The following is a 23,581-nucleotide window of genomic DNA, read 5'->3' on the forward strand; positions in this document are numbered from 1 at the left end:
CCACCGGCAGCATCGCTGCCAACAGGAAAGCCCGGCAGAAAACCTGAAAATAATTATCATGAGTTTACCTTCATTATCTCTCAAACGCCCCGTATTTGCTATCGTGATGAATATCATTATCGTGATATTCGGCCTGGTGGGCTTTACTTTTCTGGGGGTAAGGGATTTCCCGGCGATCGATCCGCCTGTCGTGAACGTACGCACCTCGTATGCAGGCGCTAACTCCGATATCATCGAAACACAGATCACCGAACCACTGGAAAAACAGATCAATGGTATCGCAGGGATCAAAAATATTTCTTCCAGCAGCAGCCAGGGAAGCAGCAACATCACCGTGGAATTTGAACTGGGAGAAGACCTGGAAGGCGCGACCAACGATGTGCGTGATAAAGTATCACAGGCGCTGCGCCAGCTGCCACCCGATATTGATGCTCCACCCGTAGTATCCAAGCAGGACGCCAACTCCGACCCCATCATCTCCATGACGGTGCAGAGCAACACCCGCAACCAGCTGGAAGTAACCGAATACGCCTCCAACGTACTCCTGGAAAAACTGCAAACCATTCCCGGCGTAAGCGCCATACAGATATGGGGAGAAAAAAAATACGCCATGCGTATCTGGATGGACCCTGCCAGGTTATCGTCCTACAGCCTTACCCCCGGCGATGTACAGGCCGCCCTGTTACGCGAAAACGTGGAACTGCCCTCCGGCAAAATTGCCGGCAACGCCACCGACTTTACCGTACGTACCTTCGGACGGCTGGTATCTGAAGACGATTTCAACGGCCTGATCATTAAAAATGTAAACGGCAGCGAGATACGCATCCGCGACATCGGCCAGGCAGTGCTGGGACCTGAAAACGAAGAAACCGTGCTGAAAGAATCCGGCAGCCCGATGATTGCACTCGCCCTCATCCCGCAGCCCGGATCCAACTATGTAGCCATTGCAGAAGAATTCTATAAAAGATTCGAACAACTGAAAAAAGATATCCCGGAAGATTATTCCGTAAATATTGCAATGGATAACACCCGCTTCATCAAACAATCGATCGATGAAGTAGAAGAAACTCTCATAGTAGCACTGGTACTCGTAATTATTATTGTATACCTGTTCTTCCGCGACTGGCTCATGGCGCTCCGTCCGCTGATAGATATCCCCGTATCTTTAATCGGCGCCTTCTTTATTATGTACGCCTGCGGCTTTACCATTAACATCCTCACCCTGCTGGCCATTGTACTGGCCACCGGTCTGGTAGTGGATGATGGTATTGTGGTAACAGAAAATATTTATAAGAAGATAGAACAGGGAATGCCTCGTATGAGGGCTGCACGCGAAGGATCTGAAGAAATATTCTTTGCCGTAATCGCTACGTCGATCACACTGGCCTTTGTATTCTTACCGATCATCTTCCTCCAGGGCTTCGTGGGACAACTGTTCCGTGAATTTGGCATCGTGGTGGCCGGCGCAGTAATCATCTCTGCCTTTGTATCACTCACGTTAACGCCTGTACTAAACGTAAAGCTGGGCCGTAAAACACATACCCATTCCTGGTTTTATACCAAAACGGAACCTTTCTTCCGCTGGATGGAAGACGGATACAGAAAATCGCTGGAATCGTTTATGCGTATCCGTTGGGTAGCCGGACTAATCATCGTCGGCTGCCTGGCAATGATTTACTTCCTCTTTAAAACGTTGCAGTCGGAACTGGCGCCACTGGAAGACCGCAGCACTTTCCGCCTGTCTATTACCACTCCGGAGGGCACCGCATTCGATTACATGGATAATTATGTGGACAAGCTTACTAAGTTCATGATGGACTCTATTCCTGAAAAGAAGATCATCCTGAGCGTAACTTCTCCCGGCTTCAGTGGGTCCGGTGCGGTAAACACCGCCTTTGCCAACGTAATGCTCACAGAGCCGCACGATCGAACCCGCTCCCAGAAAGATATCGTGAATATGGTAAACCGGAGCATGAACAAGTTTCCGGAGGGTAAAGTTTTTGCCATCGAATCCCAGACTATCCAGGTAGGCCGCCGCGCGGGATTGCCGGTGTCTTTTGTGTTGGAACATATCAACTTCGACAGTCTTACCAGGGTGCTGCCCAAGTTTATGGAAGAAGTGGGCAACAGCCCTGTTTTCCAGGGAACGGATGTGGACCTGAAATTCAATAAACCGGAACTGCGCATACATATTAACCGCGATAAAGCAACACAACTCGGCGTATCTGTACAGGATATATCCTCCACACTGCAGCTGGCACTGAGTAACCTCCGCTATGGTTATTTTATCAGGAATGGTAAACAATACCAGGTAATGGGACAGGTGTTCCGCGCCGACCGTGATGATCCAATGGATCTGCAAAACCTTTATGTACGTAACTCACGTGGCGAAGCGATACAGCTCGATAACGTGGTAAGTATAGAAGAAGAAACCAGTCCGCCGATCATTTATCACTTTAACCGTTACAAATCCGCTACGGTGTCAGCAGGATTGGCGCCGGGCAAAACTATTGGCGATGGTATCACCGAAATGTACCGGATCTATAATAAACTGCAAAATGAAAGTGTGCTGAATGAATCCTTTAATACCGCCTTGTCCGGTTCCTCCCGCGACTATGCGGAAAGCGGCTCCAATACTATGTTTGCATTAGGACTGGCATTGGTACTCATTTACCTGGTATTAGCCGCACAGTTTGAAAGCTGGGTGGATCCGCTGATCATCATGTTAACGGTACCGCTGGCATTTGCTGGAGCGTTGCTGTCGCTATGGGTATTTGACCAAACCTGGAATATCTTTTCGCAGATCGGTGTAATTATGCTGATAGGGCTGGTAACGAAGAATGGTATCCTGATCGTGGAATTTGCCAACCATCAGCGTGATACCGGGATGGCAAAAGCCGATGCCGTAATCCATGCCTCCTCGATGCGTTTACGTCCTATCCTGATGACGAGCCTCGCTATGGCGCTGGGTGCATTGCCGATTGCGATGTCGCTCGGCGCTGCCGCCACCAGCCGCATTCCGCTGGGAATCGTTATAGTGGGTGGAATCATCTTTTCACTGGTGTTAACTTTATTTGTAATTCCGGCGATGTATACCTTCCTGTCGCGCAGAGGCAGAAATAATAATACTGACGAGGAAGACGAAATGGCAAACAATGAGGAAGCACAGGTAGCAGCAGCACATGCCTGATAATAACAGATTTGAATGATCACGATTATGCTATTTATGATGAAAAATATAAAGAAGTGTTTCTTCTTATTCCTGTTACTCCTAAGTGCGGGTGCGTTAAAGGCACAGCAACAGGTGCTTACCCTTGAACAGGCAATAGATGTGGCGCTGAAAAACAACTTTGATATCCGCCTGGCCAGGAATACAGCTGAACTGTCTGCTAACGACTACGCCTATGCGAATTTTGCATTTGTACCGCGCGTGAATGCTACTGCAGGTACTACCTGGAATAGCACCGCTACCAAACAGGAGTTTGTAAACGGTACCAAACGCGATACCAGCGGCATCAAGGGCAACAATCTCACTGGCAACGTAACCCTCAGCTGGACGTTGTTTGACGGTTTAAAGATGTTCGCTACACGCAATAAAATAGCATCTATCCGCGACCTAGGGGAACTGGCCATAAAAGACCAGGTGCAGAATTCCATCTCCACTATCATCGGCGGATACTATAACATTGTACAACAAAAGCAACAGTTGAAAGCCCTGGCAGAGCAGATGTCCATCTCCGAAGAACGGGTAAAATTGTCTGACGCCAAATTCAGTACAGGTCTCGCGCCCAAAACGGATTTGCTGCAATCAAAAGTAGACCTGAATGCGCAGAAGGCATTATACATCCGCCAGCAAACGCTGATAGAACAAAGTAAAGCCCTGCTGAACCAGTTGATGGCCGTACCCGCCGGCGCTACCGGATATGACGTGGTAGATTCCATTCCGCTTAACAGCGGGCTATCCTTTTCGGTGCTGCAACAAAACATTGCTAACAACAATACCGCTATTAAAGTACAGCAACAGAATGTGAATATTTCTGCCCTGACGGTCAGGGAGCGTAAAGCAGATTACTTCCCGGTTATCTCCTTCAATTCAGGATATAATTATAACAGGAATACCTCCAATGCTGCATCTAACGCATTCAGTCCCCGTTTCAGCCGGAATGCCGTTTTCAACTACGGCTTCACCGCTGCTATCCCTATCTTCAATGGATTTAATGTAAAAAGACAGGTGCAAAATGCGCGGATCGACTTTGATTTCCAGAATATCACATTGGATAACGTAAGATCCCAGGTAGACCTGTCGCTCAACAACGCGTTCAAAGACTACGAATACTATAAAAAACAAGTGTCGCTGGAAGAAGAAACAAACGATCTTGCCAGAGAGAATGCGATGGTTGCGCTGGAGCGCTTCAAACAAGGCGTATCTACCATTCTTGAAGTAAAAATAGCGCAACAAAGCCTGGAAGATTCCTATTACCGGCTTATACAGGCGCGTTATAATACCAAGCTTGCGGAAACGGAGCTGGGTCGCCTGAACGGCGCATTGCTGCAATAGATTATTTTTTTATATCAGAAGCGGATAAGTAAGGGAGATATATCCTGCTTATCCGCTTCTTTTTTTGATCTTATCATCAACTGTACGGGCATGAACAGGCACTTGTATCATTAACGAACACATTAAATAATAGACAATATAAAAAGGATTACCACTCAAAGCTGATTCGTCCGGCATGATTTTGCAAATATCTCCACCGGATTATAAAACACGATACACATGTTACGTTACATTATGCTTACTTTAAGCGGCATTATCTGCTTTACCTACATATGTACAGCCCAGGAGCTGCGGGTGGTAAACCGCGCAATGGTCAGTGACTCCATTATCCATTTGAACGAAGCGCCAAGCGCAGGAATAGCCTGGATTAAAAATAAACAATTTGCCAGTGGCACTATTGAGTTTGATGTAAAAGGAAAGAATGTTTTGCAACAGAGTTTTGTAGGTATTGCTTTCCATGGCGTAAACGATTCTACTTATGACGCCATTTATTTCAGACCGTTCAATTTCCAGGTTCCTGAAGCCGGCAGAAGAGGGCACGCGGTGCAATACATTTCACTTCCCGGAAACGACTGGCCATTTTTAAGAGAACAATACCCCGGAAAATATGAGCATGAAGTAAATCCTTCCACAGATCCCAACAAATGGTTTCATGTAAAGATAGTAGTAACTGATACGGAAGCAAGTACCTATCTGAATGGCGAAAGATGCTTAACAGTTACATTACTCGGCAAACAAAAAACAGGAATGATTGGTTACTGGGTTGGTAACGGCTCCGGCGGGGACTGGAAGAATCTGAAACTAAATTAAGATTGTTGATTGATAAGTTAGAAGTCGGGCTTTGAGAACATGTGTTCTTAAAGCCTTTTTTATTTGGTGTTTAGTCACATAGAAAAGTGCGAAGCTTAGTTTCGACATAAATCCCTTCTGAAAAGGTGTCTACAGGATATACTACTTCCATCTCTGTATAGGCATCTTTGGGGATGCAAAGATGAAGAATGTTAAGTCTTACCAGAAGTTCATGGGCAGCGTCAGCGTCACTGCTAACAAGCTCCTGCTGTTCTTTAAGAATCTGTAGCATCTCATTGTAATCTTTCTCTGTCATCTTATAAATTTATCAACCAGGAAAATCAGATCTCGTCAAACCTTTTAGGGCCGGTATTTCTTAATGGAACCCGACCTTGCCAGTGTATGTCCTTCACAGGGTTAAAATAGCCTCTGATACAATTAGGATTCCGGACGCAGATCTGTATGTGGTTTTTATCCTTAAATCCCGCGTTAGGGTAAAGCTCATTACCTTCCATGAAAACACTTCTCACAGAATCGTAGGGTATTAAATTCTTCATTTGTCTGTCGATATGCAGGTTCTCAATTACTGCACAATCGAGATTTCTTAACAATAAATCCTGTGATCCTCGTGCCGGCATATTCACGGGTAGCGTTCTTTTATCATTAACAACAGCTTTGAACAATGCATGATAGGATTCACGTACAAGGTTTAAACATGTTGCATCCAGCAAATCAAGACAGAACTTCAGATCAATAACTGCTCCCAATACCGCCGGTGAGCGGATTACTTTATTTCCCGGAGGATTACAGGCATAATCATATGCCCGTTCATAACTGTTCTCCCAGAAATAGCAGCCACTTCCCAGCCAATCATATGGCTTACTGCTGGGACTCATTCTAATACTCCCTCTCACTAATGCGTCTCGTACGTCTTCTTCACAACCGTGAAAACCAAGCACCAATCCAGGCCGTGTTGCGTGAATCATTTCCATGATAGATTAACATGAACAATAAATCATAGAACCAGACTATAACTGAATGAATAGATCAGTTTAACCTGCCCTTTGCAACATACATTTACTATAGATGGAACACCTGTTGTTGTGAAAGTATTTCCGGTAATAAACCAGCGAACAACGTCACAATTTATTATTTTTTCCGGATAAAATAAACACAGGTAAAAAATACTTTCGTTTGCTACACTAAAACGAAATCTCAGGAAAGGCAATGTTGATATGAGTTGTATCAAAATGATACTAAAAATAAATTTTGAAAAATGAAAAGATAAAAATAATTTTTAGGTAGGAATCTTAATTAATTTTTCATCAATTAAAATTAATTGCATAATTTAGTTTTCACGTTTGTTATCAACAATAACTTCAAGTTAACTCCTCACCAAAACATATCCTCAACTCTTTCAACTCATTTAGTCATGGCACTGTATACAAAAACAACCATATCAGTAGACGAACAACAGTTCAGTCAATTCAACTTCCTGCACCTGAAACAATACATGGACCAGCACCACGAATTTGAGATAGGGATACAATACGATTGGCTATCACAATACGGATCGAATGCGGTTGCAGCAGGCAGGTCGTTACTGGGAAAAGAAATCAGCATCTGTATCCGGCCTGTCGAATCCCTGGGAACATTTAACCAGTTGCTGTTTAATGGTATCATTACAGGAGTCCACGCCGGAAAAGAAAATAATGGCAATACCGGCAGCTGCATACTTCATGGCAACAGTCCTACCATATTGCTTTCAGGTAATCCACATATGCAATCTTATGAGCAACTGGCCTTATCATCCATTGTAAACACCGTCATGAAAAACTGTTATCCCTTTGCTGCGCATCCGCAGGTGAATCCCAATTTCACACAACCGCTGAAGTATATTGTACAATACAAAGAAACCGGATTCGACTTTCTTCAGCGGCTTTCTCAGCGTTTTGGAGAACATTTCTTCTACAATGGGCAGCAAATTATTTTCGGTCAGTACAGCTCCCCAAAAAACGACCTGGTACATCAGAAAGACCTGATTGATTTCCAGCTGGAATATAAAGTTTCACCCATCCATCAAACGTTTCAAACATATGAATACAGGTTACATAATATAGTAGCGGAAGATAGTTGTAATGCAGCCTTCGGCAACATGAACCATCACTCGTATCACGCGGGATCAGTGAGCAGGAAACTGTATCCTTATAAAACCAGCTATAAAGTACCACATGTATTTGGCAAGAATGCCGCCGCAGAACTTTCTGCATTTACCAATCGCTTCTATAAAGGACGAATAGCAGAATTGGTTTTCATAAAAGGCAGTAGCAGGAATACCGGTCTGTGTATCGGAAACATTATTGACGTAAAGGAACAGCTATCCGCCCGTGAAGATCATGGTGAATTTATACTTACAAGGCTGGAACACCATTGTAATGGGAATGGCGACTATTACAATACATTTGAAGGTATTCCGGCCGATATAGCAGTACCTGCTATGAACCTGAAAAACATGCCATATTGCGAAGCCCAGAGCGCCTTAGTAACGGATAACAATGACCCCAAAGGTCTTGGACGCGTCCGGGTAAAATTTAACTGGCAGCAGGGAAGTACGCCCTGGATCAGACTTCATCAACCGCATGGCGGAATCAATAAAGGTTTTTACTTTATTCCTGAAATAAATGAAGAGGTATGGGTAGATTTCGAAGGCGGTAACCCTGAAGCACCATACGTTACCGGCTGTGCGTACAACGGAAAAGCAACTGCTGCCTTCGGGGATCCAATGAATAACATTAAAGCAATTAAAACACGTAGTGGCCACATGATCCGCCTCGACGATACAGATGGCAACGAAAATATTATCATCACCGATAAAGGTGGCAACATGATCACGATGGATACCCAGGGACAGAACATTTCAATTTCGGCGCCCGAAAGAATAAACCTAACCGCCAAAAATATCGACGTTAATGCCACTGAAAATATCAATATAAATGCCGGGAGTAACATCAACCACTCCGCAGGGATGGATATTCTTCAACAGGCAGGTAACTGTCTTTATCAATATACGGTGAACGATTATCAATTAACCGCAACCAATATCACAAAAATAGCGATGGAAAATATCAACCTGCAGGCGAGAGAAATAGATAAACATGCGGAAGAAATAAACATCGACAGCTCCAAAGAAAACATGCAGATAAGCTCAGGAAAGTCAGTCAATATAAAGAGTACAGAAAAGTCAAAACTATTCTAAAACACCAACAAATGCGAGATACCCCCACAGGAGGCATGCTGATTGTCTGCAAAAAATATATAGAAACAGGGAAGAGCATTCGTTGGCATAGTTCAGGAGAACTGTTTCTTCATTCCGGCAAATCAGTAATCATCAACGGCAAACAGAAGGGTGTAAAATTCCATAAAATATCATCAGACATTCATAATCCTGAAAAATAAAATTGCATTAAAAAGATGGCTGATAAACACGTTGTGGTGCAAGGAGCATTATGCAGATGTAATTTCGGTAATGCTCCCGCTAAAATACAGGTTTCCGCAAATGCAGAATACATGAACGACGTCAGTGGAAACTCCAAACCAGCTGCAGGTTCCAATGAGATAGGCAATCCCTTCATGCCAGGCACATTTGGAATGTGCATGTTAACCCACAAGCCTTGCACGCCTAACATCATTCAATGGGACAATGTATTGCCCGGCGTTACACTTTCGAACGGAGGGAAAATACTAACAGAAAAAAGCACTGCTGTTTGCGCGGCAGCCGGGGCTCCTTGTGTTTGTATTATCCATCACGGTCAAACAGCTTATGTAGCTGAGGATAGCATTGCGGAAAATGAATCCGCTATTATACCGGCGCTAAATCCCCTAGTTGCCAGCCGTTTGAAGTGCAGGGAAGTTCCTGCCATACGCACAATTACCTTATGTATTGAAAAACGTAACCCTGCGGCAATCTTTACCAGTGAAAAGAAGGAGGAGGTTTCCGTCAGGATCATGGAGCCGTTATTGTTTGAGGTTGAAAGCTATTATAATCATGTGATCCCGGACGAATCAGCGGTACAATGGAAAGTACTCAATCTTCACAATGACGGCAACGATGTGGTGTTAATCGAATCATCCGGCTCACGGTTAACATTTTCATTCGATGCATCCGGGCACTACAGGGTACAGGCCTTCGGAAAAGAACAAACAGATAGCGATGCCTTCATTGATCTATATGCGAATAACAACACGCTTAAAGAGGAATTCATCATTAGTGAAACACCTTATAAGTCAGGCTACCTGCAAAGTGGAACTCCGGTTTGTGCAGAAGCTGTATACAAGATAACTCCCCCAACTGAAGCAGAAAGAGCGCTGGTGTCTATGCAAGTAACCGATAACAGCAAAAACATAATTGCCATATCCGATAATGATAAAATCTGGTTCACGCCCACCAACGCATCTGCCACTTACGTTGTTTCAGCCATCATGCGTACGGGTATACATCCGCAACAGATCCGCAAAGAAATCCATACCCAAAACAACGGGGCCATATCAGTGAGCAACGGGGCGTCAACACATGTGGTAAGGCCCCGCACAAATATGAATTTCCACGTTTCACAAATGCTGCATACTAAACTGCCACCAGTACCTCCAGCAGCTATTCAATGGTTGTTAAACGGCCGGCCAGTAGGCATAGGGCTCCACATTACAATCAATGGCGATGTTCATCTTATACTTCCCGGAAAGTATACAGTAGAAGTACGTGTAAATATCATGGAGGGGGAGCGTAATAATATTCAACAAGCCTATTGGCACTTTGAAGTAAAAAACAATGAAGTATTAAAGATGCTGGTGCCGGGAGATAGTACCAACTGGATCGTTGGAAGGTATTATACTGTTTTTGCGCAAACACTAATGGATTATGAGGAAACACTCGATGGCCCTGTTTTCTGGAATCCCTATGGAGCTCATACCAATAAGATATCAACTGCATCAGCTTCACAGGAAGGAAGCTTCATGATCAGTGCCCGTCTGGGAAATTCCCGGAAAACGCTCAGTATCAGTGCCATAAAAGCCACGCTCACACGTTGGTGTTTTACGGATGAGCAATTAATTTATAGACCATCGGCTGGTTGGCAGGAGATAGTCCGTATAGTTATCAGTAGCCATGAAGCGGCAAATGAAAAGATACCGCTTCACCTGTTGCAGATAAATCCTGCAAACTGCATTCATCATGTAAAGGATCTGGGAGAGGTGGCTTTCAATACGGATGGACTATTGCAACTCGATGTTAGCATAAATAGCCTGAAACCATTATTAACTAATACCAGTTTCGAATGGGATACATTTCGCCTGTTGTTCGCAATACCTTTGTCTGCTAATTGCATCCGGTTTGCTGAAATGAAAACCATTACCTGTGAAGGAACAGCATACTGGGTGCCGCAAAAGCAAAGCAACAAACGTATGCAGGAAAAGGGAGGGTACCTGGAGCTCAATAACAAACGACGTGTAGTATCTGTACACTTTCACGATCAGCGTAAATATCCTGCCTATAAAGTTTACAAATACGGACAGAAATTCAGCATGCTCGTACAAACCGCTAACCTTGCCGGAGAGGAATTATCCTTTCAGATATGGGAAAACCGGTATCAGGGAAAAGATAAACATTGGTTCAGCGGCAGGTTGCATATAAATGAATATGGAACCGCAAATGCAACAATAGATTCAAACCAGCTGAAAGCGGGGAATACACTGGAAGATAGTTTTCTCCGCTGCTTCTATGCAGTAATAAAGTCTTCTCCGGATAACTATTTCTATCCACATGAGATAGCGGATAAAAATATCCTGAACCCTGATAATATCAGTTACTACCAGCATATAAAACTATCCAACTGGTTTGATAATTTTATAAACAGGCATTCCAGGGCAAATGCACCGGTAGTACTGGGCGAGCAACTTGAAATAAATGAGCTTGACTCCAGGTGTCCGGCATGCGAAGAGATGATTACGATAGAACAGCTGGCTAAAATATTCCCTCATGCAACAACCTCCTCATTGCAGATTGCAGCCGCCACTTACAACAGGTTTATGGAACAAACCGGTATGAATACCTGCTGGAATAAGGCACACTTTTTCGCCCAGGTGGCTATAGAAAGCGGTGGATGTTTGAATGTTAAAGAAGGAGAAAGCTTCAACTGGTATTGGGAAGACCTGGGAAAGAACTTTCCCCCATTCAGAACAGCGGCAGGTAAAATAAAAGCGAAAGCATGGGGGAGAGCGATAAGAAAACCGGCTCGTCCTGGCGTAACAAAAGAAAACCAACGGCATATTGCTGATTATGTATACGGTCCCGATTCGGTAAAGGGGAAATCATTGGGCAACATACAACCGGGAGATGGATGGAAATTCCGAGGCAGGGGACTGATCCAGCTTACCGGCCGGGAAGCTTATACTTATGCAAACAAGTTTACCCGGAAAGAAAAGGCCGATATTCTTCTTCAACCAGACCTGGTAGCCACAGATATAAAAATTGCCGTACTATCTTCAATGGCTTTCTGGAAATGGAAGGGATTGCAGCTTGCTGCTAATGGCAATACAGAAGTAACCGCTAAAATAAGCAAGGTAGTAGGCCTGGATGCGATTTCAAATGGCAAGAGTTCACATGCTGAAAAGAAACATTTCTTCGACACAAATTCATCTGTCTTATTCCAGGTAAACAACTGCCGGCATCGAAAAATATCCGAAGGTGCATTGAACAGGTATATTGTCAAAATAGATGCCTTCAGCTACACACTGGTGGAACAAAATGTTACTTCCAATCAATACAAATACGACCTGTACAACGCCGGTACACATATTAAAACATTCTTGCTGCAAAAAAACAGATACGGCCTGCTGCCATTCCCCGAAACTGGTCCCAACTGGGGAAGATACGGCACCAGGGATGGAGGAGATGATAATTATATAGCTCCTGATATTGCCGCTCCTTTGTTTGGATTCTTCTATTCGTTACCACAGAATGGCTACACAGATACACTTTATTATAACGATATCTCCGCCGGAGACAAACGGAACATAGGTCATAAAGGACATATTAATGGGAACGACATTGATATCAGGTACCCCGGAAGCTCAAACAGGAAAGGATCTGTATTATGGACGGAAGCGATGGAGACATATGGCAGCGAAAAAGAATTTCTGAAAGTGTTGGAGAAGCTACTCAACATTGCCACTAAATGGGAATTTAGAAACAATTTCGCTTATAACAAACGTATTAATAATACGCTTGGCAGTTCTACAATCGCACATCAAGATCATTTTCATCTCGGTCTCAGGAAAAAAATAAAAAAATGAGAACAGTAAATTTAATACTGATAGTCTTTATACTTAGCAATGTAAGCTGTCAAAACACCCAGCAGCAACCAGTACAAAGCATTGGAAAGAATAACGTTATCAAAAAAGAAAAAATGTACACCATGAATATAGACGCCATTAAACGACACATAGAATGGCAATCCCACATAGAATCAACGGAGGACGGAATACCTGCAAGCTATACGTATACAGAGCAAGATGTTAATATCGCTTTACCTATTATTGCTCAAGGTTTAAAAGACAAAGGGTTTAAACAGCTCAGCGATAGTTCTTTTAATAAAGCGCTGACCGATATATTTGGAAAAATACTTAGTCGTAAAAATGACGGAGTCAGGTTTCATAACAAATTCAATACTATTATTGAAGAAGGATACGAAAAAGAAGATGAATATGACTATACAATCGAGAATATCTTCGTTTCCATAGAATACAAATTTATCTCCTGGGTTCCTCTATTAGGGGATTTCATTGAATTTGAAGATAACAACAGTTATAAAATTGATCTCCATCCAAAAATAATCTCACGCAACAAATACCTCTTCAACAACAGCCAATCAGATCTTGCCTATCTTCTCGCCGAAGATACGCTCTTCCTCAAAACACTGGTCAAATCATTCGGCTATACCAAAGAAGAAAAGATAAATACGCTGGCTATGAACGATTACCTGGATCTCGACAATAATCACATGCCTACAGTAGGCGAGATCATCTTTGTAAAAAACGCAGAAGGTGTGTTAGAAATAAAGCAGGAATTACTACAATGGATTTCGGATCATACCCGTGTCAATGATAACGCCTTGCTTCGGGCGCTGGAGCAATACGCCTATTCTTTATATAGCAATACCAGTAACGACATATTCGCTAATAATCCCTTTGAAACATTTTCGCTGGATGAAAAAAGAAAAATTGTGGCCTATATCGCCAATATTTATGAACCACTTCAGCACCAGCTTATGCCTAAAAATCCAGGTATATGGCCGGGTTCATCGGTACTGGAAAATATGCTTAACGAAGACAAAGGGCTGGAGGATTTTCTCAAACAACATCGCTATTTTTCATTGCCGGCCTTAAAACAGGAATTGGAACCAGCTGATTAAAATTCGTGGGTTCGCCGTCAGCATACCACATGGTAAAAACATAAATATTAAAAAAATTCATAGCAGATATAAACAATTACGCCGGAGATAACTCTCCGGCGTAACATTATTTAAGGTTCTTTCTTTTCTATCTTTCGCTTCTGATATTCTTCAAACGATTGTTTTATATAAAGTAACAGATCGTAGTCTGAAGCGGAATTTAAAAACTGGTATCCCGGCCTGTATTTATACATAAACGAATCCAGTTCCGGGCTCTGTAGCTTGGTCATTCTTCCCACCAGTTCAGGAGAGTAGCGATAGTCGATGAACTTCTCCTTCTCCCAATAAACCAGCTGTTCATGAAACTGCTCTTTTCTTTTACGCACTTTACTTGGCACTAGATAACTTAAAGCCGTAATAGGGTTTGCCGGCAAGGTTTTAAGTACATCCATCGCCCCCGGCTTACGGTAATCAAAGTATCGTCCATATTCATCTCTCAGCGCCATAGAATCGTTACGGTAGTTCTTACCCCGGATATTTACCCCCTGCAATTCAAACAACCGCTTCTGCATATATACATCCTGGGAAGCTGACATTCCCGGAACAAGCAACATTTTAGGTGTATAGCTCAACATGGAAAATTCAAGGGTATCTCCCGGCAGTGCCTCAATATAAAAACGGCCATTTTCATTACTTAATGTGCCCGTCATTGTCCTCTTGTTAACAATAGAAACAAAAGGCAATCCCGTTTTGGAATCCTGATCCGCCACCATACCGGACAAACGCACCTGTGCGAAGGTTCCCTGCATGTTAATGAAAAAGAAAAAAAACAGTGCTCCGATATATGCTGTAATACGAATCATGAATATACTAATCCTTCAAATTTAATGTTCCACCCGCAAATGAAAAGTTAAAAAACGGGAGAAATATGAGTGCTCAGCAGCAAAATTATTAATTATCAACATTATAAATATCCCTCTAATCACTTATTTTTACGGTTATCACCCATTATTGTGTAAAAGTCATGCCACAGAAAATCATCTTTGCTACCCAACATTATCAGTATCTGAAAAACAGGATCCTCTCAATTGCAGGCTCCACCTGGGAAAATGGGGAATTAGACATACGTGATTTCCCCGATGGGGAGCATTATCACCGCATTTTGAGTAATGTCAGCAACAAAGAAGTGATTTTGCTCGGTGGCACTATCGACGATAAAGAAACGCTGGAACTATATGATCTGGCCAGCGGTTGTATCCAGCTGGGAGCTTATTCCCTGACCATCATCATTCCTTTTTTTGGATATTCTACTATGGAACGCGCCGTAAAATATGGCGAAATTGTAAAGGCCAAAACACGCGCTGTATTGTTTTCGTCTTTACCCAATACCTCCCGTGGTAACAGGATCGTAATGATTGATCTTCATGTGGATGGTATTACCTGGTATTTTGAAAACGATGTTCGCCCGGTGCATTTATATGCAAAGGAATTTGTAATGAATACGGCCATGGAGCTCGCAGCCGGAGAGCCTTTTGTGCTGGCCAGCACGGATGCGGGCAGGGCTAAATGGGTAGAATCCCTTGCCAACGACCTGCATGTACCGGCGGCTTTCGCGTTCAAACGCCGCCTTTCCGGCGATGAAACAGCTATTACTGCCATTAGCGCCGATGTAAAAGACAAAACAGTGATCATCTACGATGACATGATCCGCACCGGCGGATCTCTGATCCATGCCGCACAATCTTATCGTGATGCCGGTGCCGGAAATATCTTCGTTATCACCACCCACGGCATCTTTGCAGGAAATGGCTTCGAAAAAATCAAGCAATCAGGTCTCATTAAAAAGGTAGTCTGCACAGATACCCATCCCAATGCCATCACCATCAACGACGATATGTTGCTTGTTAAATCAGTCGACCAGCTGATCGTCAATTATTTTCAGTCACAGCACTCCTGATTCCTGTTGGCAGGCTATTTGTCATCCAGACACTTGTGAACCATGCAGCGGTAATTCCTGAAATTGAAATGGCATAAATCGGCCATCTGCAAATCTGACAAATCATTATGCTTGATTTTCGTATACTCGAATACGGTAGTTGCGACTACCACACCATGATTGACCTTCGTAGCGAGGTGCTTCGAAAACCATTGGGGCTTACGTTTTCAGCCGAACAATTACAAAAAGAAATCAATGATATTTTCATTGCCGGCTTTACACAAGGGAACGATCATGAAATACTCGCCGGTTGTTGTATTCTCACTCCTGTCAGTGAAAACACAGTACAGTTAAGACAAATGGCAGTGTCGCCCCGCCTGCAGGGCAAAGGAATAGGCAGAGAAATTGTGGTATTCGCGGAACAATATGCACGTAGCAACGGCTTTGATGAATTAACCATGCACGCCCGGAAAGAAGCCACGGGATTCTATCAGAAACTGGGCTATAAAATCTGTGGAGAAGAATTTACAGAGGTGGGCATTCCGCACTACGAAATGAGGAAAAACCTGAATTAATTATTTTTTATTTTTTTGCTTCTGCAACCCATTGTAGAAGGCGTTTTGATTGTATTGTTATATTGATGGATAACCAATATAACAACAGACAGCATAGGAATCCTGTCAAAAAATTTTGTAACCAAATCTTTCATAATACGATGAGAAGCCATGTACTAGCCTGGTCGGGGCTGTGCTATGCCTTTTTCTGCTATACCTCCAGCAGCGCATACGCAAAACCCGAAGGGTATCTCACAGCAAAACAGCTGCAAGCTGATACCACCGTTCCGGTAGTGATTAAACCCGCTGCTGCTGATACCAGTGTTAAACCTAAACAGGATACCACTGCTCCGGTAGTCATTAAACCTGCTGCTACCGATTCCACTGTTAAACCGAAACAGGATACTTCCAAACCAGTAACCGATACCGCCAAAACGGCTGTAGTAAAACCTAAAGAGGATACCGCACTCATCCTTCCCCCGGACTCAGCTACGGCCAAAAGCGAAGTTGGAAAATTCCAGCTTACAGGAACAGTGAAAGATGATAAAGGAACTCCTATTCCCGGCGCCGTTATCCGGAATAAAACATCTAAACTAAACGCACAGTCAGACCCAACTGGTCAATACACCATTAAGGCGGCCGTACGCGATACTATACTCGTCACAGCTCCTACTTTCGGTGAACAGTCTATCCCGGTAGAAAAAAGAGGTGAACTCGATGTTACCCTGGTTCCCTCCAATGCTACCAAAAAAGTTTTGGGAGAAGTAGTAGTCACGGCCCTCGGCATTAAAAAGAATCCCCGCTCCGTAGGTTATGCCATACAGGAAGTAAGCGGTAATGCCGTACAGGAAGCAAAAGAAGTAAACTTTGTAAACGCCCTTACAGGAAAAGTTCCCGGTGTGCAAATCAGCTCTAACACAGGTTCCATGGGCGGTGCCAGCAAAATCACCATCCGTGGGGTAAAATCCATCCTGGGTGATAACAATGCCTTCTTTGTACTGGATGGTGTACCGATGATCAATAACGTAACAAACGATCCCGGACAGCAAAACGGTGGCGGCGGTTACGACTACGGTAGCCCTATGCAGGATATCAACCCGGAAGACATTGAAAACATCTCTGTCCTCAAAGGCGCAGCTGCAACCGCCCTCTACGGAAGCCGCGGTGCCAACGGCGTTCTCCAGATAACCACCAAGAAACGCCCGGATACCGAAAAAGGAATCGGGGTTACCTATAGCCTCAACGCCCAGGTAGACCAGGTAGCTGTACTCCCCGATTATCAAAATACTTACGGCGGCGGTAGTGCAGGAAAATTTGATACCCTCTATTACAATCAGCATCCGGAAGGCTTCCTCAATGAACAAAGCGCTACCTACGACGACAACAACGGCAAAGGACGCTACGACCTGATGCCACAATATGCAGTGGATGAATCATGGGGGCCCAAACTGAACGGACAAATAATTCGCCCTTATTGGTCATGGGATAAGGATAAAAAAAATCCATACTTCGGCAAAACTGATACCTGGTCACCACATCCAAATAATGTAAAAGACTTCTATAAAACAGGTTTTACACTTACCAACAATATATCAATGGCAGGCAGCGACGATAAAGGAAGTTTCCGCTTGTCGTATGGTAACATGGATCAAACCTTCGTACTCCCCAATGCCACCAACAAAAGAAACAATCTCTCTTTCAATGGTAGCTATGAATTAACAAAGGGAGTAAAAGCCGTAGCCTCCATGAACTACACCTCCTTAAAAGTAAAAGGCCGTCCAGGTACCGGCTTTACCGGTCCCAATCCTACATTGCAGTTCACGATGTATGGTCAGCGCCAGCTCGATCTGGAAATGGAGAAAAGATACAAGTACGATGACGGTTCCCAGATCACCTGGAACCGCCGGTCATGGGACGATCCAACTGTTTCCTCCAGCAATGGACCATACTGGAACCGTTATATGGATTACGAAACAGATAGCCGCAACAGGCTCTTCGGATCTGCCGGACTGGATATAGACGCCACAAAATGGCTCTCCTTCTCCGGTCGCGTATTCATGGACGACTATAGTACACTCGAAGAAGAAAGAACAGCAAAAGATTATGCAATAGGAGGATATATCAAACGCGTGAGAAGTAACCGCGAAATGAACTATCAGTTAACAGCAGATATCAAAAAAGATTTCGGTACCGACTTCCAGCTGAATGCAACAGTTGGTGGAAACGTGATGCATCGTAAATGGACCGTTACCGGCGGAAGCGTCGTGGGTGGATTGATCACTAAAGATGTGTACAACCTGCTCAACTCTGCGCAACCCGCTCAGGCCATTGATCAGTACTACGAAAAACAGATCAACTCCGTCTTTGCTACCGCCAACCTGGGATATAAGAACCTGCTGTTCCTCGACCTCACGGGTCGTAGCGACTGGTCCTCTACCCTGGTAAAAGGTAATAACCAATATTTCTATCCATCGGCTTCCCTTTCCTTTGTTTTCTCAGACCTGTTGAAAGAATGGAAATGGCTGTCATTTGGTAAATTAAGAGGTAGCCTCGCTGCGGTAGGTAATGATGCCGATCCGTACCGGATTTACAACACATACGACTTCATTCCTCCTTTCGGCAGCAATCCGGTTATCCAGTTCTCTCCAACATTATACAACGAAGACCTGAAACCTGAACGTACCACGGAAGTGGAAACAGGCGTGGAATTGAAATTCCTGGATAACCGTGTTGGTGTTGATTTCACCTACTACAGACGCGTTACCAAGGATCAGATCATCACACTGGCACTGCCTACAGCTACCGGTTTCACAGGAGCCTACGTAAATGGTGGTAGCGTGGAAAATAAAGGTATTGAAATAGGGCTGAACCTGAACCCCATCCGCCTGAAAAATGGCTTCCGTTGGGATATCAGCGCCAACCTCGCACGCAACCGGAACAAGGTGCTCAACCTGGATATTGCACAGTACAATACATCACTGGACTTCCTGACAATCGGCACCGACCGCCGTACACAGAAGGTATCGGTGGTAGGACAAGTAGGAGAGCCGCTGGGAACTATCCGCGGTACCGATTATACTTACCTTAACGGCCAGAAAGTAGTAGATGCGCTCGGACGTTATGTGCCCAGTGAAATCAAACCTATCGGTAACGCCTATCCCGACTATGTAGGCGGTGTTACCAACACCTTTACTTATAAAGGTATTTACCTGTCTGCACTGGTTGATTTCCAACACGGCGGCGATTTCTTTTCCTATACTAACCTATACGGAAATAAATCCGGTCTGCTGGAAACCACTGTAGAAAATGGTATCCGTGAAAATGGTATCGTCGTTCCGGGCGTTACAGCAGATGGCCACGCCAATACAACAAACATCAGTGCACAGGATCACTTCAATTACAACGGTGGAAATGTGATCAGCAAGGCCAACCTGTATGATGCCAGCTATATCTACCTGAGAGAGGCAAAAATCGGCTACAATCTGCCGGAATCATGGTATAAGAAAATAGGAGCCCAGGCCGCCCGCCTTTCTCTCTATGGCCGTAACCTCTGGTTAATTAAATCAAATGCGCCGAATGTAGATCCATCCAATATCCTCAATTCCGCTTCCAATGTGCAGGGAATTGAAGGTGGTGCGCTGCCATCACTCCGGTCTTATGGATTAAACCTGAATGTATCATTCTAAATTTTGTGAAGATGACTAAAAAGATTTTTAAATATAGCAGCATCCTGTTCTTGTTGGCTTCACTGGCAGTTACCAGCTGTAAAAAGTTGGATGATATGAACACTGATCCAACCAGGCCAACTACCGCTTCGCCGGCAAACCTGCTCACGGGCGCCCAGAAAAGCACGATGGACATGCTTTACAGCGGATTACAAAACGGTTTCATCGCCATGAACTATGCACAATTCTGGACTGGAAACTCCAGGACAAATGATAGCCAGTTCAATCTCGATGAAGGTAATAATGCCGCCTTCTGGAATACATTATACCGTATCTCGTTGCATAATCTTGATGACCTGGTTAAACAAAACGCGGCTAACCCGGGGCTGCCCGGCGCGACTAACCAGAGTGCCATCGCAAAAATCACAAGCGCCTGGATCTACCAGATCCTGGCAGATACCTACGGAAATATTCCATATACAAAAACCTTCCAGGGTAGCAGTAATATTACCCCTCAATACGATGATGCCCAAACCATTTATAACTCCCTGCTCGACACCCTGCAGGCGCAGATAAATGTGCTGGACACATCACAGATTAGCTTTGAAACCGGGGATATTATTTATAACGGAGATGTAGAAAAATGGAAGAAACTGGCAAATTCGCTGATGCTCAGATTGGCCATCCGCATGGTAGACGCCAACCCACAAAAAGCCAAACAGATCATTGAAGCGCACTATCAGGATGCCCTTAGCGATAACAGTGACAATGCCGAGTTCGAATACCTGAATGCAGCACCCAACAAATTCCCTTATAATGACTCTGAACGCGATATCATCGACTTTTCTGTAAGCGCCACCCTGGTGGATTATATGAAAAGTGTAAATGATCCCCGCCTCAGCATTTACGCCCGGCCTTCAGCCATTAGCGATACCATCAAAGGTATGCCTTACGGCTCGTCCGCTTCAAATCCGGACAGGCTTCCTATAGACAACTACTCCTTTCCCGGCACACAAATATATAGCGCCACAATGCCAGGCATTCTAATGGGATATGCAGAAGTAGAGTTTATCCTGGCGGAAGCTGCTGCCAGAGGCATGAATGTGGGCGATGATGCGGCTACGCACTATGCAAAAGGCATCACCGCTTCTATCAGCTACTGGCGTACACTTACCAACAACACAGATATCACGGATGCTGCTATCGAGGCATATATAGCGAAAGTACCTTACGTAGCCGCCGACTGGAGAAATGTGATCGGTACGCAAAAATGGCTCGCGCTTTATCCGCAGGGCTTCCAGGCATGGTTTGAAAGAACCAGGCTTCATTTTAGCAAACCAGGCGGACAACCATTATTCATAGCTCCGGTATCCGGTTCACTGGATCCCAGCGTTACAATGGTGCCCTACAGGTTAACTTACCTGCAGACCGAGCAAACACAGAATAAGGCCAGCTACGAAAAAGCCGCTTCCGACATCGGTGGCGACACAAAAGGCACCAAACTGTGGTATAACAAATTCTGATACAACAATCAACTATAGCTAAACAACAATCTACCGGCGCCTGCATCTGCAGGCGCTTTCTTTTTTTATACCGATTTATTTATCTTTAACCCCACCTATATTCAACGATCATGAGGAAAGTACTGCTAACAATGGCCCTGCTGGCTATTGTCCGTTTGGTATCAGCACAGGAAACAACACATGCCTACCAGAATTGGTATACTTATTTCGGCACCATGAAAATTAACAGTAAATGGGCGGTGCCTTTTGATGTGCAGTTACGCATCAGGGATGGTATCAGTAACAAAGGTCAGCTGCTCATGCGCGGCGGTCTGCAATATTCCCTTACCAAACAGGATCATATTTTACTGGGATATGCATATGTGCCCACTTACAATGCCACCAGCAATACATGGCTGCCTGAACAACGCATCTTTGAACAATACATCCATAAAGCAAAAAAACTGGATATGACCCACCGGGTACGGCTGGAACAACGCTGGGTATCCCAACCGTCAGCTCCCGGAGATCCGCATGCTATCGGTAATTGGAAATATGGTAACCGCGCCCGCTATTTCAACCGCACACAACTACCCATCCTTCATAAAAAAGCAGCCACCCCGTTTTACGTGGCCCTACAGGACGAAATCTTTTTAAATCTCTGGGGAAATGATATCAGCAACCTGCTGTTCGATCAGAATCGCTTCCTGGTTGCTTTTGGATATCAGTTCAATCCTAATCTCAAAGCAGATATAGGCTATATGAACCAGCTGGTCCAGGTTACGTCAGGCGCTAAAACCATGAACCATATCCTGCATTTCAGCGTGTTCCAGAATATTAACCTGTAACGCAGAAAGTCTTACCGGTAATTACTAAACTTCGATTTGAGTATGCCCGCGAAATTGCGGTAGGCCTCCTCTGTCTGGAAAGCACTGGTGGGAATGAGAAAGAAAGTTTTCTTATCACGATAGAGGAAGAAGAATTTTTCAGTTTCCACTACCCTGGAAAAATTGCTCCAGCTGATATTACGCGGATGATCACTCCCCCGGGTGGTAATCAATAATCCCTCGTCAGAATACTTGAGATGTATACTGTCTTTAAAAGTAGCCGCCTTATTGTAAATGGAAACAGGTAAAAGGTACCAGAATACCCAGCCAAGCACCAGTATCATGATAACAATACCAGTAAGCGCACCGGTGGTCACCACGCTAAAAAAATAACCTGTTAAAGTAGCAAGTAATAAGATGATAAGGGTATTGCGGAAGACTTTAATCTCGCCTCTTCGCATAAAATGATAGCGCAATGCATGCAACACATCCCCTTTATCGTAGTTAAACTCTAAATGCATTATCGCCTGGCAAAACTATTTTATCTGTTAACTGAAATCGACATCGGATTATCCATTTCATCACGCACAGTAACAGGTGCTTCCTTCTTCCGGCTGCGTTTTACATTAGACAGATCGTCCTCGCTGAATCCGGGGAAGTTCTTCTTGATGAACAGAAAATATTGCTGCAAGGTTTTTGGATCTACCTTGAAAGGAAAAGCCATTTCCTTACCACTCCCTTTGAGGAAGTCGTTTGTATTTAATTTAGTCTCGTTTTGTAAATACCACTTGTATAAGTCCACAATAGCTTTCTCCAACTCTGCTTCATCCACTTTCTCAGTTGTCTCTACCCGCGGAAACATTAACACAAACTCTTCTACCCTTACAGGCTTGGCATTATTCGTGTTTTTGGCGTTATTACGGTTGTCGTTGTTGTCTCCGTTTTTATCACCATTATTATCCCCGTTTTTGAAACCAGTGCTGGCATTTGCTGATGCGGCTGCGGCCAAAACTACCAACAGCATAAACAACAGCTTTTTCATAAGGCGTCAAATTTTCGAGTTTAAAAATACAATTATATTTTGAGATTTCTAGTAGATTCCAAAATATGCGTAAAAACCCCTGAAAAAAACAAAAGCAATGGGCGAACCATTGCTTTCGAGAGTCATTTACAGTGCATGATGAATCATGCGGTGTAGGAATATTTGGTTTTTCATAGGACAGTAACCATAATAAAAATTAATACAATAACAAATATAATAAAATTATATCGTGAGTTAGGGGAAAGATTAAATATTAGAAATATA

16 protein-coding genes are annotated in these 23,581 nt (G+C 44.0%); 11 read left to right on the top strand and 5 right to left on the bottom strand.

All coding sequences use genetic code 11. The features are described from left to right. Positions 1-58: 58 nt before the first annotated feature. The 3 genes from ACLHR0_RS29295 (at position 59) to ACLHR0_RS29305 (ending at position 5,368) form a co-directional block, all read left to right on the top strand. On the top strand, positions 59-3,190 hold the full coding sequence (locus tag ACLHR0_RS29295; RefSeq protein WP_436491420.1) for an efflux RND transporter permease subunit: 3,132 nt from the start codon (positions 59-61) through the stop codon (positions 3,188-3,190). A 36-nt stretch (positions 3,191-3,226) separates the two neighbouring features. After that, positions 3,227-4,558, top strand: coding sequence for a TolC family protein (locus ACLHR0_RS29300; RefSeq protein WP_436491422.1), 1,332 nt, complete (start codon positions 3,227-3,229; stop codon positions 4,556-4,558). A gap of 219 nt (positions 4,559-4,777) precedes the next feature. Next, positions 4,778-5,368, top strand: coding sequence for a family 16 glycoside hydrolase (locus ACLHR0_RS29305; protein ID WP_436491423.1), 591 nt, complete (start codon positions 4,778-4,780; stop codon positions 5,366-5,368). A 70-nt stretch (positions 5,369-5,438) separates the two neighbouring features. On the opposite strand, the gene ACLHR0_RS29310 is transcribed toward ACLHR0_RS29305, so the two are convergent. Beyond that, positions 5,439-5,663 (bottom strand): hypothetical protein, encoded by a 225-nt coding sequence (locus tag ACLHR0_RS29310; protein WP_436491424.1) that lies wholly within the window; start codon positions 5,661-5,663, stop codon positions 5,439-5,441. A 25-nt stretch (positions 5,664-5,688) separates the two neighbouring features. Continuing rightward, positions 5,689-6,333 (bottom strand): hypothetical protein, encoded by a 645-nt coding sequence (locus ACLHR0_RS29315; protein ID WP_436491425.1) that lies wholly within the window; start codon positions 6,331-6,333, stop codon positions 5,689-5,691. A gap of 446 nt (positions 6,334-6,779) precedes the next feature. Here ACLHR0_RS29315 and ACLHR0_RS29320 point away from each other — a divergent pair, with 446 nt between their 5' ends. The 3 genes from ACLHR0_RS29320 to ACLHR0_RS29330 all read left to right on the top strand — a co-directional run bounded on the left by ACLHR0_RS29320 (position 6,780) and on the right by ACLHR0_RS29330 (position 13,812). Then, complete coding sequence (locus tag ACLHR0_RS29320) at positions 6,780-8,603, top strand: type VI secretion system Vgr family protein (protein WP_436491426.1); 1,824 nt, start codon at positions 6,780-6,782, stop codon at positions 8,601-8,603. A 215-nt stretch (positions 8,604-8,818) separates the two neighbouring features. Continuing rightward, positions 8,819-12,694 carry a PAAR-like protein gene (locus ACLHR0_RS29325; protein ID WP_436491427.1) on the top strand — a complete coding sequence of 1,292 codons (3,876 nt, stop codon included), beginning with the start codon at positions 8,819-8,821 and terminating at the stop codon, positions 12,692-12,694. Continuing rightward, entirely contained in the window at positions 12,691-13,812 is a 1,122-nt protein-coding gene (locus ACLHR0_RS29330) for a hypothetical protein (protein ID WP_436491428.1), read from the top strand. The genes ACLHR0_RS29325 and ACLHR0_RS29330 overlap by 4 nt, the downstream gene beginning before the upstream one ends. Before the next feature lie 110 nt (positions 13,813-13,922). Here the strand turns inward: ACLHR0_RS29330 and ACLHR0_RS29335 are convergent, their stop codons facing one another. Then, a complete protein-coding gene (locus tag ACLHR0_RS29335) occupies positions 13,923-14,600 on the bottom strand; it encodes a carboxypeptidase-like regulatory domain-containing protein (protein ID WP_429043928.1) in 678 nt (225 codons plus the stop codon). 215 nt (positions 14,601-14,815) lie between these two features. Here ACLHR0_RS29335 and prs point away from each other — a divergent pair, with 215 nt between their 5' ends. The 5 genes from prs (at position 14,816) to ACLHR0_RS29360 (ending at position 22,296) form a co-directional block, all read left to right on the top strand. Then, the gene (gene prs, locus ACLHR0_RS29340; protein WP_370911232.1) at positions 14,816-15,748 is read left to right on the top strand and encodes a ribose-phosphate diphosphokinase; all 933 of its coding nucleotides are present in this window, start codon (positions 14,816-14,818) and stop codon (positions 15,746-15,748) included. A 107-nt stretch (positions 15,749-15,855) separates the two neighbouring features. Next, positions 15,856-16,302: a GNAT family N-acetyltransferase gene (locus tag ACLHR0_RS29345; protein ID WP_429043926.1), complete on the top strand. Its 447-nt coding sequence runs from the start codon at positions 15,856-15,858 to the stop codon at positions 16,300-16,302. 140 nt (positions 16,303-16,442) lie between these two features. Continuing rightward, positions 16,443-19,967 carry a SusC/RagA family TonB-linked outer membrane protein gene (locus ACLHR0_RS29350; protein WP_436491429.1) on the top strand — a complete coding sequence of 1,175 codons (3,525 nt, stop codon included), beginning with the start codon at positions 16,443-16,445 and terminating at the stop codon, positions 19,965-19,967. Positions 19,968-19,978: 11 nt separating this feature from the next. Next, a complete protein-coding gene (locus ACLHR0_RS29355) occupies positions 19,979-21,469 on the top strand; it encodes a SusD/RagB family nutrient-binding outer membrane lipoprotein (RefSeq protein WP_370911235.1) in 1,491 nt (496 codons plus the stop codon). Between the two features lie 110 nt (positions 21,470-21,579). After that, positions 21,580-22,296, top strand: a complete 717-nt coding sequence (locus ACLHR0_RS29360; RefSeq protein WP_429043923.1) for a DUF2490 domain-containing protein — start codon at positions 21,580-21,582, stop codon at positions 22,294-22,296. Positions 22,297-22,307: 11 nt separating this feature from the next. On the opposite strand, the gene ACLHR0_RS29365 is transcribed toward ACLHR0_RS29360, so the two are convergent. Together ACLHR0_RS29365 and ACLHR0_RS29370 are read right to left on the bottom strand one after the other, a co-directional pair. Further along, positions 22,308-22,796 (bottom strand): YcxB family protein, encoded by a 489-nt coding sequence (locus ACLHR0_RS29365; RefSeq protein ID WP_370911237.1) that lies wholly within the window; start codon positions 22,794-22,796, stop codon positions 22,308-22,310. 20 nt (positions 22,797-22,816) lie between these two features. Next, positions 22,817-23,317 carry a hypothetical protein gene (locus ACLHR0_RS29370; RefSeq protein WP_370911238.1) on the bottom strand — a complete coding sequence of 167 codons (501 nt, stop codon included), beginning with the start codon at positions 23,315-23,317 and terminating at the stop codon, positions 22,817-22,819. Between the last annotated feature and the right edge of the window lie 264 nt (positions 23,318-23,581).

Origin of the sequence: Chitinophaga sp. ARDCPP14 (assembly GCF_051362515.1) — a bacterium.
GTDB lineage: Bacteria > Bacteroidota > Bacteroidia > Chitinophagales > Chitinophagaceae > Chitinophaga.

What these genes read in the sequence shown, in the direction of transcription:
- ACLHR0_RS29295 (WP_436491420.1), top strand. Translation starts at nt 59, where the DNA reads ATGAGTTTACCTTCATTATCTCTCAAACGCCCCGTATTTGCTATCGTG.
- ACLHR0_RS29300 (WP_436491422.1), top strand. Translation starts at nt 3,227, where the DNA reads ATGATGAAAAATATAAAGAAGTGTTTCTTCTTATTCCTGTTACTCCTA.
- ACLHR0_RS29305 (WP_436491423.1), top strand. Translation starts at nt 4,778, where the DNA reads ATGTTACGTTACATTATGCTTACTTTAAGCGGCATTATCTGCTTTACC.
- ACLHR0_RS29310 (WP_436491424.1), bottom strand. Translation starts at nt 5,663, where the DNA reads ATGACAGAGAAAGATTACAATGAGATGCTACAGATTCTTAAAGAACAG.
- ACLHR0_RS29315 (WP_436491425.1), bottom strand. Translation starts at nt 6,333, where the DNA reads ATGATTCACGCAACACGGCCTGGATTGGTGCTTGGTTTTCACGGTTGT.
- ACLHR0_RS29320 (WP_436491426.1), top strand. Translation starts at nt 6,780, where the DNA reads ATGGCACTGTATACAAAAACAACCATATCAGTAGACGAACAACAGTTC.
- ACLHR0_RS29325 (WP_436491427.1), top strand. Translation starts at nt 8,819, where the DNA reads ATGGCTGATAAACACGTTGTGGTGCAAGGAGCATTATGCAGATGTAAT.
- ACLHR0_RS29330 (WP_436491428.1), top strand. Translation starts at nt 12,691, where the DNA reads ATGAGAACAGTAAATTTAATACTGATAGTCTTTATACTTAGCAATGTA.
- ACLHR0_RS29335 (WP_429043928.1), bottom strand. Translation starts at nt 14,600, where the DNA reads ATGCAGGGAACCTTCGCACAGGTGCGTTTGTCCGGTATGGTGGCGGAT.
- prs (WP_370911232.1), top strand. Translation starts at nt 14,816, where the DNA reads ATGCCACAGAAAATCATCTTTGCTACCCAACATTATCAGTATCTGAAA.
- ACLHR0_RS29345 (WP_429043926.1), top strand. Translation starts at nt 15,856, where the DNA reads ATGCTTGATTTTCGTATACTCGAATACGGTAGTTGCGACTACCACACC.
- ACLHR0_RS29350 (WP_436491429.1), top strand. Translation starts at nt 16,443, where the DNA reads ATGAGAAGCCATGTACTAGCCTGGTCGGGGCTGTGCTATGCCTTTTTC.
- ACLHR0_RS29355 (WP_370911235.1), top strand. Translation starts at nt 19,979, where the DNA reads ATGACTAAAAAGATTTTTAAATATAGCAGCATCCTGTTCTTGTTGGCT.
- ACLHR0_RS29360 (WP_429043923.1), top strand. Translation starts at nt 21,580, where the DNA reads ATGAGGAAAGTACTGCTAACAATGGCCCTGCTGGCTATTGTCCGTTTG.
- ACLHR0_RS29365 (WP_370911237.1), bottom strand. Translation starts at nt 22,796, where the DNA reads ATGCATTTAGAGTTTAACTACGATAAAGGGGATGTGTTGCATGCATTG.
- ACLHR0_RS29370 (WP_370911238.1), bottom strand. Translation starts at nt 23,317, where the DNA reads ATGAAAAAGCTGTTGTTTATGCTGTTGGTAGTTTTGGCCGCAGCCGCA.